The sequence below is a fragment of the Kribbella albertanoniae genome (assembly GCF_004348455.1).
GTDB lineage: Bacteria > Actinomycetota > Actinomycetes > Propionibacteriales > Kribbellaceae > Kribbella > Kribbella albertanoniae.
Map to the genome: position 1 here is coordinate 37,130 of NZ_SMKA01000008.1, position 12,617 is coordinate 49,746.

Below are 12,617 nucleotides of genomic sequence, written 5' to 3' on the forward strand. Positions count from 1 at the left end.
TCAGCCTAGTGGTCTGATCCGCGCGAATGCTGTCTCTGCCTCGTCTCGCGCGGCCGGGTAGCGCTTCGTGGCGGACTGGCCGCCGGAGATCGCGAGCCAGTTGCGGTAGCCGAGGATCCGCTGGGTCGAGAGGACCTGAGCGGCGAGGAGTTCGGCCTCGAGATCTCCACCCAGTACGGCGGCCAGCGCGCGCTCGTCGTCGTCCATGAACTCCCGCAGCCGGGTGGCCAGCGCCGCCGTGGTGAACACGAGGTTGTAGTAGGCAAGGACCTGCGGGTGGTCGTTCAGCCCGGTCGTCGGTTCCCTTTGCTCGAGCCCCTCATGGAAGTGCTGGGCGAGCGCCTCGATCGGCTCCGGGGATGCCTGGGCGAGCCGGGCCGCCTCGTGGCGGTGGTCGGCAATGCGGTGCAGGACGAGGTCTTGCTTGGTGGCGAAGTACTTGAAGAGGGTCGGTTTGGAGACGTCGGCCGCGGCGGCGATGTCGGCGACCGAGACCTGGTCGAAGCCGCGTTCGAGGAAGAGCGCGATCGCCGCCTCGGACAGGGCGTCGTGCGTCTGCTGCTTCTTGCGCTCTCGGAGTCCGCTCACCTAGCTATGTTAACCTAGACAAAAGATTGACCGAGTTAATCTTTTGAACTGAGTTGATTTGGGGAGCGGGATGCGGAGTCTGGCGGAGGAGCAGGAGTACGCCGAGGAGTGCCGGGAAGCGCTGCGGCGGATGGTGAGCGGGGCCCGGGAGAACGTGGTTGTCGGCGAGGAGACGTGGGGCGACCGGTACACCGCCGAGCGACTGGGGTTCTACCTCAAGACGCTGGCGCGGGACCTGGCCGAGGAAGGCGACAACCCGCCGTACTTCGGGTTGATCCGGTACGGCGGCGATGCCGGCGAGCACCGCGATCAGGCGTACTACCTCGGCCGGCGGCACATCTCGGACGCGATCGGCCGGCCGCCGATGGTGATCGACTGGCGGGCGCCGGTTTCGACCACGTTCTACCGGGCGTCGCCGACCGATCCCCGGGGGCTCGCGACGCGTCGCCGCTTCGGCTGGTCGGGGAACAGACTCACGAGCTTCGAGGACGAGCAGCTCGGATCCGCAGAGCCGGCGCCGACATTCGGCAGTGAGCTGGTACGGCGGGAGATCGAGCGGGCGCGGGTTGGTCCGATGCGGGACATCGTGGCGACGATCCAGCCGGAACAGGACGAGGTCGTTCGGACCGAGCTCGAGGTGTCGGTGTGTGTGCAGGGTGCACCGGGGACGGGGAAGACCGCGGTCGGGCTGCATCGGGCGGCGTATCTCCTGTACGCGCACCGCGGGCGGTTGCAGCGGAACGGCGTTCTCGTGATCGGGCCGAACCGGGCGTTCTTGCACTACATCTCTGCGGTGCTGCCGACCCTCGGCGAGGTCGACGTCGACCAGACCACGGTCGAGGACCTGCTGGCCGGGCCTGATGCGCGGCGCATCACGATCCGTGCGACGGACGAGCCTGCTGCGGCAGCGGTCAAGCATGACGTGCGGATGGCCGGCGTTCTCCAGAGAGCGCTCTACGAGCGGATCTCGGTGCCGGAGAACGCGATCGTGGTGCCCGACGGTTCATACAAGTGGCGGGTGAACCAGTTCGAGTTCGCAGAGATGGTGGCTGACGCGCGGGCGGAGGCGACGGCGTACCTGATCGGGCGGGAACGCGTGATCGCGCGCGTGGTGGCGTCGCTGCAGCGTCAGGCCGAGGCGCGGGGGCAGAACTGCAACGGGGTGTGGCTGCGGAAGATGGCGCGGGCGGCGACCCCGGCCGTCGAGGCGGTCTGGCCCGCAGTGAAGGCCGAGGATCTGCTGGCCGAGATCCTCGGATCACGAGAACTGCTCTCTCGAGCGTCAGCGGATCTCCTGAACGCGGATCAGCAGAACGCGATCTCGTGGCCGCGGCCACGGAAGGCGAAGACCGCGCCCTGGACCGCGGCCGACGCCGTACTGCTGGATGAAGTGAGCGCTCTCCTGGAACGCGGGCCGACCTATGGCCACGTGATCGTGGACGAGGCGCAGGATATCTCGCCGATGCAGTGCCGCGCGATCGCCCGGCGCAGTGAGCACGGGTCGATCACCGTTCTCGGGGATCTCGCCCAGGGCACGACGCCCTGGGCGGCCCGGACCTGGGCCGAGCAGCTCGCGCATCTGGGGAAACCCAGCGCCGAGCAGGTCGCGCTGACCACCGGGTACCGCGTTCCCGCCTCCGTCGTCGAGCTCGCAAACAGGTTGCTGAGATCACTGCCGGTCGATGTTCCGCAGACCACGTCGTTCCGGAGCGACGGCGTTCTCGCGATCACCGAGTCGGACGATCTCGTGAGCGCGGTTCAGAGAGCGCTCCCTCACGAAGGCTCGATCGGCGTGATCGCCGCCGACGACCGGATCGCGGATCTCACCGACACCCTCAAGGCCGCCGGCATCGAAACCGTCGCACCCGACGGCGACGGCCGAGTGGCCGTCGTACCGGCAAGCCTGGCCAAAGGACTCGAGTACGACCACGTGATCGCCGTCGAACCCGCCGAGATCGTCGAAGCCGAACCCCGCGGCCTCAACCGCCTCTACGTGATCCTCACCCGAGCAGTCTCCCGGCTCGAGGTCCTCCACACCCGCCCACTCCCCCGCGAGCTCGACTGAGCGGATTGCGCTGCATCCTTTAAAGGATTATGGTCGTAAGACAAACGATCGTAATTCAAAGCGAAGGAGCCCCACGATGACATCGACCAAGCAGGTCGCGCTGGTCACCGGCGCCACCTCAGGCATCGGCAAGGCGGCCGCGATCGCGCTGGCCGCCGCGGGCTTCGAGGTGATCGGGACCGGCCGCAGCACCGCGCACGCCACCCCACCGGCCGGAGTGACCTTCCTCGACCTCGACGTGACCAGTGACGAATCGGTCGCCGCAGCGGTCAAGCAGGTGATCGACCGGTTCGGGCAGATCGACGTACTGGTCAACAACGCCGGTGTCGGCTCGACCGGCGCAGCCGAGGAGTTCTCGATCACCCAGACCCAGGACATCTTCGACATCAACGTGTACGGCGTCATCCGGATGACCAAGGCGGTTCTGCCACACATGCGCGCCCGACGGCACGGACGCATCATCAACGTCTCGTCACTCAGCGGGTTCGTCCCCAGCCCATTCATGTCCGTCTACGTCTCGACCAAGCACGCGGTCGAGGGGTACGCGCAGTCGCTGGACCACGAGGTCCGCGAGTACGGCGTGCGCGTGCTGCTCGTCGAGCCCGGCCCGATCAACACTCCGTTCGCAGGCCACAGCGTGGAGGCCGACACCCCGATGCCGCTCTACGCGGCCGGACGGCGCAACTACGACGAACTGCTGGCGAAGAACCTCAGCAGCGGTGACGAACCCGCCGTCGTCGCCAAGGTGATCGTCGCGGCAGCCACCGACCGGAACCCGAAACTACGGCGTACCGCGGGCACGACCGCCCGGACCATCAACGCCGTGTACCGCCTGGCCCCGCCCCGGGCCTTCGACCGCGTGATCCGCAGATTCAACCGGATGCCAAGCTGATCGAGGCCGATCGCCCGAGACGGAGGAGAACCCCATGGTGCGCTACACGAAAGACCACAAGCAGGAGACGAAGCAGCGGATCATCGCGACGGCCGGCCGACGGTTCAAGCGGGACGGCATCGACGGCTCCGGAGTCGCGACGCTGATGAAGGACGCGGGCCTGACCAACGGCGCCTTCTACGCCCACTTCGACTCGAAGGACAGCCTCGTCGCCAGCGCGATCGCCGGCGAGCTGGACACTCTCCAGGCGAACCTCGTCGCCCAGGCCGCCCCCGGCGCCGCCGGCCTCGAACAGATCGTGCGCTGGTACCTGTCCCCCGACCACCGCGACAACCCCGTCGACGGCTGCCCCAACGCCGCTCTGCTCGACGAGATCGCGCGCAGCAACAACGACACAGTCAGGCAGGCCTACACCGACGGCGTACTGGTGGTCATCGACGGCCTCGCCGCCCGCATGACCCCCGAAAATCCGGCGTCGGCTCGCATCAAAGCCCTCAGCCTCCTCGGCCTGATGGCCGGGACGCTCCAACTAGCCCGCGCTCTGACAGACCGGAAGCTCTCCGACAACCTCCTGGAGCAGGGCCTCCGCAACGCCTTGGCCCTGGTGGAAGCCGAGACCGGGCCATGACCGGGCAACCCTTCGACCCGCAACTGCGGGCCGCCCGCTTCCTCCCCCGCACCATCATCACCGCCCGAACGCTTCCCACGCTCCGCGTCCTCACCAAGCTCGCCCGACGCGCCCGGCGACCGGACGCGCAGATCGTTGCCGTAGACAACGACGTGTCGGTCCACGTCTTCCGGCCGGCCGAGTCCAGGCCGAGGACGCCGGCACTGCTCTGGATCCACGGTGGCGGAATGGTGCTCGGCGACGCAGCTCAGGACAGCACCTTCTGCCGCAAGGTCGCCGATGAACTCAACATCGTCGTCGTCTCGGTCGAGTACCGGCTTGCCCCCGAACACCCGTTCCCGGCACCACTCGAGGACTGCTACACCGCGCTGCAATGGCTCGCCCGCCAACCTGACATCGACCCGGCCCGCATCGCCATCGGCGGCGAAAGCGCAGGCGGCGGTCTCGCGGCCGCGTTAGCCCTACTGACAAAGGAGCGTGGCGAGACTCACCCGGTCCTGCAACTGGTGTCCTACCCGATGCTGGACGACCGGACCACCACGCGCACCGAGATCGACGCCCGGCAGTTTCGCCTCTGGAGCCCGGCCAGCAACCGCTTCGGCTGGGGCGCCTACCTCGGCCCGGCCACCACCGTGTCACCACTGGCGGCACCAGCCCGGTACGACGACCTGTCCGGCCTGCCGCCCGCGTGGATCGGCATCGGCACCAACGACCTGTTCTACGACGAAACCGTCAGCTACGCCGAGCGACTTCAGCAGGCCGGCGTCCCCTGCACCCTGCACCTAGCGCCCGGCGGGTACCACAACTTCGCTGGTACCGAACCGAAAGCGGCCATCTCCCAGGCCTTCACCAAAGCCCAGCTCACCGCACTGGACCAAGCACTCAACGCCGACTGACGGCGAGGTGTTCGGCGAGGTGTTCGGCGAGCATCAAGGTAGGCAGGTTGGTGTTGGCTCGCGGGATGGTCGGCATGATCGACGCGTCCACCACGGACAGGCCGTCGACGCCGAAGACGTTGCCAGCCTCGTCAACGACGCTGCCGAGCGCGCAGGTGCCGACCGGGTGCTGATAGACATTGAGGCACTCGGCAACCAGATCGGCATCGGCCGTCAGTTCCGCGCCGACGTGGCTCGCCAAGGGCTTGGTCGCCACGAGTTCACGCGCCAGGTCCACGCCCGCGAGGAGGCTGCTTCGGTCATCCGGCTCGCACAGCAGGCCGTTGTCGATCTCCAGTTCGCCGTTCGACAAAGCAACGCTGCCCCGTGATCGCGGCGTGAGCAGAGCAACCAGCACGGTCAGTTCGCCGTTCTCGATGCCGCTCGGAAAGATCTGGAGATCATCTGTGGTGAGCAGCGTCTGCCGTGGCTGGGTTGCCGCCTCGCCGTCGGCTTCGAACCGCAGCCGCAGGAGCGGATGATCGTGCAGGTTCGCTCCGACGCCTGCATTGTTGATGCCGGAGCGCAGGAGGATGGCGGGGCTGCCGTAAGTGCCCGCACACAGGATCACCCGATCGCTTTCGATCTCCTCGGCGGCGGTCCGGATACCTGCGACACGTCCGTTCGCCAGCAGCACGACCTCGGCAACCGTGTCCGCCTTAACAGTGAGGTTCGGCCGCTGCCGGGCTTGCGCCAGATAGGTGAGTGCCGTGGATTGCCGGATCCCGTCGACCTCGTTCACGGGCATCACCCCGGCACCGGTCGCACCGGGCAGGTTGTGGTCGTCGACCTCGGGCCGGCCCATCGCCGTACAGGCTTCTAGGAACGCTTGCTGGACTGGTGAAATCTCGTCGCTGGAGTAGCGCCTGACGTTGACCATCTGCTCGGCGCGTTCGAACGCGGGCTCAAGGCCCGCGTACTGCCAGGCCGGCAAACCCCAGCTGTCGTAGTCGTCGGGCTGACCGCGCAGCGCCATCACGTTGTTCGTCGCACTGCTACCGCCGACCAGTCGGCCGGCAAAGACAGGCGAGGACGTTTCGAGCGCACCGAGCCGGGCCTCGTGACCCCAGTCGTAGCTGGTCGGACCGGCATCCGCCGCGTCGAGGACTTCCGCAGGCTGGCCGTCGATGGTGCCGCCGAAATCCGGGCCCGCCTCGATGAGCAGCACCGACACAGCCGGGTCTTCGGTCAAGCGAGCAGCGAGTACCCCGCCGGCCGAGCCGGCGCCGACGATGATCGTGTCGTATCGCATCCTCCGCCCGTACCCACCCGGCGCGGAGGCAATCGATCAGCTGATTTCGCCGTACGCCGCGATCAGGAGACTGGGATCGGGCGCCTCGAGGATGGCCGGTTTGGCGAGGGCGTCGAGGATGACGAAGCGGAGGCGGTCGGCGCGGGTCTTCTTGTCGAGCTTCATCGCGTCCTGGAGGTGCGGCCAGGCGTCGGCTCGGTAGCTGGTGGGCAGGCCGAGAGACTCCAGTACGGCGCGGTGGCGGTCGGCGGTGGGGTCGTCGAGGCGGCCGGCGGCTCGGGCCAGCTCGGCGACGAAGACCATGCCGATGCTGATCGCGGCACCGTGGCGCCACTTGTAGCGCTCGGCGCGCTCGATGGCGTGGCCGAGGGTGTGACCGTAGTTGAGGGCCTCGCGGCCGATCGCGCCGCCCGCTGTCGTGGTGCGCTCGCGGAGGTCCGCGCCGACCGAATCGGCCTTGACCTGGATCGAGCGGGCGATCAGCTCAGCAGTTGCGTCGTACGCCGGGGTGGAGGCACCGGCGGGGTCCTTCTCGACGAGGTCGAGGATGACCGGGTCGGCGATGAAGCCGCATTTCACGACCTCGGCCAGACCGCTCACGTAGTCGTGGCGGGGCAGGGTTTCCAGGGCGGCGAGGTCGCAGAGGACACCGGCCGGCTCCCAGAAAGCACCGACCAGGTTCTTGCCCTCGGCGGTGTTGATGCCGGTCTTGCCGCCGACGGCCGCGTCGACCATGCCGAGCAGGGTGGTCGGGATGTGCACGACCTTCACGCCGCGCAACCAGGTTGCGGCGACGAACCCGGCGAGGTCGGTGGTCGTCCCGCCGCCGATCGACACGATCGCGTCCGACCGGGTGAACCCGGCCTGCCCGAGCACCGTCCAGCAGTACGCCAGCACCTCGGCGGACTTCGCCTCCTCGGCGTCCGGGATCTCGATCGCGTGCGCGGTGAACCCGGAACCGACCAGGTCGTCGCGGATCGCGTCACCGCTAGTCCGCAGCGCGCGCGGGTGAATCACCGCGACCCGCTGGACACCCTCGCCCAGCAGCCCCGGCAGCTCGCCGAGCAGATTGTTGCCGATGACAACGTCGTACGGCGCCGCGGCGGCCACGCGGATCCGGGTCTGTTCCGTCATCCGAGGTGCTCCAGGATCTCGGCCGCGATCTGCTCCGGGGTCTTGCCGTCGGTTTGCACCGTCAGCTTGGCGACCTCGGCGTACAGGGGGCGGCGAGCTTCCATCAGCGTGCGGAGCTGTGTGCGGACGTTGCCGAGCAGCAACGGCCGGGCGACACTCAGCCCGACCCGCTTGGCTGCTTCACCGAGGCTTACGTCGAGGAAGACCACGGTGTGCCCGGCCAGGTCCGCGCGGGTTGCCGGGTCCAGGATCGCGCCGCCGCCCAGCGACAGCACCTCGCCGTCGCCGGTCAGCGCGGCGACGATCGCCGCGCGCTCCAATCCGCGGAAGTGCGCCTCACCGGAGTCGACGAAGATGTCCGAGATCGGCTTGCCCGCACCGGTCTCGACATCGGCGTCGGTGTCGCGGTGCGCGACCTGCAGCCGCTCGGCCAGCAGCGCGGCGATGGTCGACTTGCCCGAACCGGGCGGACCAACAAGAACAACGACAGGGCTCACTGCTCGGTCCACTCCCGCGGCGTGATCGTGGTCGGCAGGCCTGCCAGATACGACTGGTGGTTGCGCGCGGTCTCGGTCACCGAGTCCCCGCCGAACTTCTCCAGCGACACCTCGGCCAGCACCAGCGCCACCATCGCCTCGGCGACGATCCCGGCCGCCGGTACGGCGCACACGTCGGAGCGCTGGTGATGCGCAGCCGCGGCCTCGCCGGTGCTGGTGTCGATCGTGCGCAGCGCCCGCGGCACGGTCGCGATCGGCTTCATCGCGGCGCGGACGCGCAGCGTCTCACCGGTACTCATCCCGCCCTCGGTCCCGCCGGAGCGGCCGCTGGTCCGGCGGACTGTCCCGTCCTCGGCGACGATCTCGTCGTGCGCCTTCGATCCCGGCGTGCGGGCCAACTCGAACCCGTCACCGAGCTCGACGCCCTTGATGGCCTGGATGCCCATCAGCGCACCGGCCAGCTTGGAATCCAGCCGCCGGTCCCAGTGCACGTAGCTGCCGAGACCCGGCGGCAGACCGTCCACGACGACCTCGACGACACCACCGAGCGTGTCACCGGCCTTCTGGGCGGCGTCGATCTCGGCGACCATCTGCTTACTCGCGTCGGGGTCGAGGCAGCGCACCGGATCCTCGTCCAGCTTGGCGACATCGGCGTACGACGGGATCACGCCGTACGGCGCCTTGACCGTGCCAAGCTCGACGACGTGGCTGACGATCGTCACGCCGTACGCCTGGCGCAGGAAGCGGGCCGCGACCTCACCGAGTGCGACGCGTGCCGCGGTCTCCCGGGCGCTGGCCCGCTCGAGCACCGGCCGGGCCTCGTCGAATCCGTACTTCTGCATGCCCGCCAGGTCGGCGTGACCGGGCCGCGGTCGCGTCAGCGGCGCGTTCCGAGCAAGGTTGGCGAGCGTCTCCGGATCCACCGGATTCGCGCTCATCACCTGCTCCCACTTCGGCCACTCGGTGTTCCCGACCTGGATCGCGCAGGGGCTGCCCATGGTCAGCCCGTGCCGGAACCCGCCGAGGAACGTCACCTCGTCCCGCTCGAACTTCATCCGGGCACCACGGCCATACCCCAGCCGACGACGGGCCAGAGCATCGGCCACATCATCCGTGGTGACCTGAACCCCAGCGGGAAGACCTTCGAGTACGGCGACGAGCGCTTGTCCGTGCGACTCGCCGGCGGTAAGCCAGCGCAGCATGCCGCCATCCTCCCACGCCCGCTCGCACCCCCGGACGCCGGTCTCAGCCAGACGCGGAGAACGGATTCAGCAGCTTGACGCCGATCCCGGTCACGGCATCGGAGTCGCGGGTGACGAGAGTCCAGTCGTGGACGACGGCCGTCGCCGCCAGCAGACCATCGATCACCGGCAACGGACGGTAGGCATTCAGCCGGCCCCAAGCCTCCGCGACCTCGCGGGACACCGGGGCGATGCGATCGCCGTACCCGTTCACCAGGCGGTCGCGCCACTCGGCGATCGCCTTTGCCTGGCGCACGTCCCGCAGCGCAAGGCGCTCGATCCCCTGGGTGATCTCACCGACGGTCAGCACACTGAGGCGCAGGTCGCTCGACCGGACCGCGTCGATCCAGCCGACCACCCCGGTGTCCGGCCGCGGACGGCGGAGCTCGGACACCACATTCGTGTCGAGCAGGAAGCAACTCATTCGAAGTCGACCTGCCGCGCCGGAACGTCGGAGCGCTCGATCTCGAGCATGCTCAGGTCAGGTCCTGTCAGCAGAAAATCCTTGAAACTCATCTGGTCCTCCCCGAGTAACCGCCGGTATTCGGCGATGTCCAGCACGACAGCAACCTCCTCGCCGTGTTTTGTCACGAACTGCGGGCCATCGGCTCGGACGGCCCGGATCAACTCACTGAACTGTTGTTTCGCTTCCTGCAGTTGCCAATGACTCTGGCGCAGTCTCCCGATCCCGAACCCCATCACCCATCACCTCGAGACATCAGTCTAGACAGACTGGACAGAAGACCGCAAGTCAGCGGCAGGCAGTGGAGTCGGTGCTGGAGTCCGAGGCGAAGCCGTTGCGGACCTTCAGCACGGTGTCGAAGGTCTTCACGATCGGGGATGCGGCGCAGGTGGAGGCAGTGGCGGCGGAGGCGCCGGCGAGGGCGGCGCCGGTGAGCGCGGTGGTGGCCAGTGCCGCGGCGGCCACGCGGGCGGCGTTCCGACGGAATCTGGTGGTCATCGTGCGCTCCTTGCCGGTCGTCTGTTGGTACTAACGACCCTAGGAGCGCGTGCGTGGTTGCGAACTGGCGCTGAAACCCGTCTTGGGGGTAGCGCTGGCACCACCATCGATAGGGTCCTGGCATGAATCGTGAGGCGCTGGAGACATGGCGGGGCCGGGTGCGCGGATCTCTTCTGGGTGGGGCGATCGGGGACGCACTGGGGGCTCCGGTGGAGTTCGAGAGCGGGCGGAAGATCCTCAAGAAGCATCCACAGCTGTTGCGGACGTTCGTGACCGGAGGCGCCGGTTGGCCGCCGGGGACTGTCACCGACGACACCCAGATGACGCTGTTCACGATCGAAGGGCTGATCCGGGCCGGCGTCCGGTCGGATCGCGGCCTGGGGCTGACGCTGGCTCCCGTCCACCACGCCTACGACCGCTGGCTGGACACCCAGCAGCGATCCGCGCCGAGTGGTGAGCGCGACGGCTGGCTGCAAGCGGAGCAGTGGCTGTACGCCCGCCGCGCCCCGGGCAACACCTGCCTTGCCGCACTGCGAGGAGCGCGTCATGGCGGGCCACGGATCACGCAGTACGGCGTCCAGGTGGTGAACGATTCCAAAGGCTGCGGCGGGGTGATGCGCGTCGCGCCGTTCGGGCTGCTGCCGGACACCTTCACCACGGAGTGGGTGTTCGACGCGGCCAGCGAAACGGCCGGATACACGCATGGTCACCCGAGCGGGAAGCTCGCTTCCGGTGCGCTGGCGGCGATCATCCACGAGATCTGCGGCGGCGCGACGCTGGACACGGCCCTCGATACCGCGGCCGAGCTGCTGACTCGCTACGAAGGGCATGAGGAGACCAGTGAGGCGCTGACTGATGCGAGGGAGCTGGCGGCGTTGCCTCCGGCACACCGGCCGGCCTCCGTCGATCAGCTCGGCGGGGGCTGGGTGGCGGAGGAGGCATTGGCGATCGCTGTCTATGTCTCGCTCATCCATCAAGAGCCGGAGCAGTTCCTGGATGCGCTGGCGCTCGCGGTCACGCACAGCGGGGACAGCGACTCCACCGGAGCCATCTGCGGGAACATCCTGGGTGCCCTGCACGGTGAGGCGGCGCTGCCTGCGGAGCTCGCCGCCACCGTCGAGGGCCGGGCGGTGGTTCTCCAGCTGGCTGACGACTTCGTGGAGGAGTTCACCCGCACGCAGCCGCACCCAGGGTTCGCGGCTCGCTACCCAAGCTCCTAGCGGGCTACCCCCAAGGCGATATCAGCGCTCTCCACACGAGCTGGTACGACGTTGAGCACGGGTCAACCATGCTCGCGACCGTACGGTGGTTGAGGCGTGCCCAAGGTGGGTTGGTCGAAGCGGCCTTGAGCACGGTTCAACCGTTTCAGCGGGGTACCAGATGGTTGATGGGTGCTCAAAGTGACTCCCGGCCCGACGATCTCGACTCCCCCCGGAGCGCTCATCGTCCTCCCCAAACCGGTTTAGGAAGCACCCGCACCGGCGGCCAGGGCATGTGGGGAGGATCCACCCCCCAAATCCGTCGCGAATCCACCCCAAACCGGTTTGGGGAAGGGGATCCGGCAGGGGCGTTCCCGCGACTTCCCCTAACGTCCGAACGTCCGGAGACCGGCCCTCCGATCTTTCGGACGTTGGCCGGGGGCGAGGTTGACGTCCGACGATTCGGAGAGCACGAGACCACGGCTGCAGGTCCTTCGGACATTGGGAGCGGGACCGGGATAGCGCCGGGAGGCCTTAACTCACACTGGCCTTGGGACTATTCCTTCGGGTCGATGCAGCGCCAGCTGATGCTGCCGGACAGGCTGCCGGAACCGCCGACCAGCCGCGGCAGGACGAGCTTTCCGGAGCCGTCCCGGTTGAGGTCGATCTTCGCCGTACCGTCCTCGGCCTCGTAGGTGACGTCGTCGACCACGATCGAGCCGCTGGCCGCGGCGCCTGTGACGCCGGCGCCGTCGCCGGCCTTGTCTGCGCCGAACGCCGCCTCCACCGACTGGCTGCCGATCACCTTGGTGACCTTCGGCAGCCCGGGCTCGTCCGACTCCAGCGTGCTGGCGCCGTACTCCGGGCAGGTCGAATCGGGCAGATTCCCCTCCGGGATTTCGGCGTTCACCCAGTTCGACCCTGTCACCGTGGTCGCCCCTGTCAGGTTGAAGGTCACACACAGCGCCGTTACCGGCTGCGCCACGCACGTCGCCGGCAACGGCCCACTCCCCTGTGAAGGGCCGCTGGTGTCCGGTACGCCGGTGGTCCCAGGCACCGGCGTACCGGAGGTCATGGGAACAGTCGCCGAACCGCTGGTCGGAGCGGGCCGGCCGGTCGAGCGGGCCGGCTGCCCTGGCGGGGCAGTCGTACCCGAGCAAGCGACCAGGACCGGGACCAGCAGGCCGAGCTCGAACCCGGCGACCAGCAGTGCTTTGATCCGCAT

At 68.4% G+C, this 12,617-nt stretch carries 14 protein-coding genes; 5 read left to right on the top strand and 9 right to left on the bottom strand.

The window, feature by feature from the left end; all coding sequences use genetic code 11:
• On the bottom strand, nt 1–588 hold the full coding sequence (locus E1261_RS03950) for a TetR/AcrR family transcriptional regulator (RefSeq protein ID WP_132401957.1): 588 nt from the start codon (nt 586–588) through the stop codon (nt 1–3).
• 70 nt (nt 589–658) lie between these two features.
• Between E1261_RS03950 and E1261_RS03955 the strand changes: the two genes are divergently transcribed.
• The 4 genes from E1261_RS03955 (at nt 659) to E1261_RS03970 (ending at nt 5,069) form a co-directional block, all read left to right on the top strand.
• The gene (locus tag E1261_RS03955) at nt 659–2,653 is read left to right on the top strand and encodes a HelD family protein (RefSeq protein ID WP_132401960.1); all 1,995 of its coding nucleotides are present in this window, start codon (nt 659–661) and stop codon (nt 2,651–2,653) included.
• A gap of 76 nt (nt 2,654–2,729) precedes the next feature.
• On the top strand, nt 2,730–3,545 hold the full coding sequence (locus tag E1261_RS03960) for an oxidoreductase (protein WP_132401963.1): 816 nt from the start codon (nt 2,730–2,732) through the stop codon (nt 3,543–3,545).
• 34 nt (nt 3,546–3,579) lie between these two features.
• Entirely contained in the window at nt 3,580–4,173 is a 594-nt protein-coding gene (locus tag E1261_RS03965) for a TetR/AcrR family transcriptional regulator (RefSeq protein ID WP_132401966.1), read from the top strand.
• Nucleotides 4,170–5,069 (top strand): alpha/beta hydrolase, encoded by a 900-nt coding sequence (locus tag E1261_RS03970; RefSeq protein WP_132401969.1) that lies wholly within the window; start codon nt 4,170–4,172, stop codon nt 5,067–5,069. The genes E1261_RS03965 and E1261_RS03970 overlap by 4 nt, the downstream gene beginning before the upstream one ends.
• Here the strand turns inward: E1261_RS03970 and E1261_RS03975 are convergent.
• Genes E1261_RS03975 through E1261_RS04005 form a run of 7 tightly spaced genes read right to left on the bottom strand, consistent with a single transcriptional unit; the run spans nt 5,056 to nt 10,193 of the window.
• Nucleotides 5,056–6,360, bottom strand: a complete 1,305-nt coding sequence (locus E1261_RS03975) for a GMC family oxidoreductase (protein WP_132401972.1) — start codon at nt 6,358–6,360, stop codon at nt 5,056–5,058. The genes E1261_RS03970 and E1261_RS03975 overlap by 14 nt on opposite strands.
• Nucleotides 6,361–6,396: 36 nt before the next feature.
• Nucleotides 6,397–7,494, bottom strand: coding sequence for a 3-dehydroquinate synthase (gene aroB / locus E1261_RS03980; protein WP_132401975.1), 1,098 nt, complete (start codon nt 7,492–7,494; stop codon nt 6,397–6,399).
• Nucleotides 7,491–7,991, bottom strand: a complete 501-nt coding sequence (locus tag E1261_RS03985; RefSeq protein WP_132401978.1) for a shikimate kinase — start codon at nt 7,989–7,991, stop codon at nt 7,491–7,493. The genes aroB and E1261_RS03985 overlap by 4 nt, the downstream gene beginning before the upstream one ends.
• Nucleotides 7,988–9,193, bottom strand: coding sequence for a chorismate synthase (gene aroC, locus E1261_RS03990; RefSeq protein WP_132401981.1), 1,206 nt, complete (start codon nt 9,191–9,193; stop codon nt 7,988–7,990). The genes E1261_RS03985 and aroC overlap by 4 nt, the downstream gene beginning before the upstream one ends.
• A gap of 43 nt (nt 9,194–9,236) precedes the next feature.
• Nucleotides 9,237–9,656, bottom strand: coding sequence for a type II toxin-antitoxin system VapC family toxin (locus tag E1261_RS03995; RefSeq protein WP_132401984.1), 420 nt, complete (start codon nt 9,654–9,656; stop codon nt 9,237–9,239).
• Nucleotides 9,653–9,931 (bottom strand): type II toxin-antitoxin system Phd/YefM family antitoxin, encoded by a 279-nt coding sequence (locus E1261_RS04000; RefSeq protein ID WP_165952351.1) that lies wholly within the window; start codon nt 9,929–9,931, stop codon nt 9,653–9,655. Before E1261_RS04000 ends, E1261_RS03995 begins: the two co-directional genes overlap by 4 nt.
• A 52-nt stretch (nt 9,932–9,983) precedes the next feature.
• A complete protein-coding gene (locus E1261_RS04005) occupies nt 9,984–10,193 on the bottom strand; it encodes a hypothetical protein (RefSeq protein WP_132401987.1) in 210 nt (69 codons plus the stop codon).
• 122 nt (nt 10,194–10,315) lie between these two features.
• Here E1261_RS04005 and E1261_RS04010 point away from each other — a divergent pair, with 122 nt between their 5' ends.
• Complete coding sequence (locus tag E1261_RS04010) at nt 10,316–11,413, top strand: ADP-ribosylglycohydrolase family protein (RefSeq protein ID WP_132401990.1); 1,098 nt, start codon at nt 10,316–10,318, stop codon at nt 11,411–11,413.
• A 535-nt stretch (nt 11,414–11,948) separates the two neighbouring features.
• On the opposite strand, the gene E1261_RS04015 is transcribed toward E1261_RS04010, so the two are convergent.
• Nucleotides 11,949–12,617, bottom strand: a complete 669-nt coding sequence (locus E1261_RS04015; protein ID WP_132401993.1) for a hypothetical protein — start codon at nt 12,615–12,617, stop codon at nt 11,949–11,951.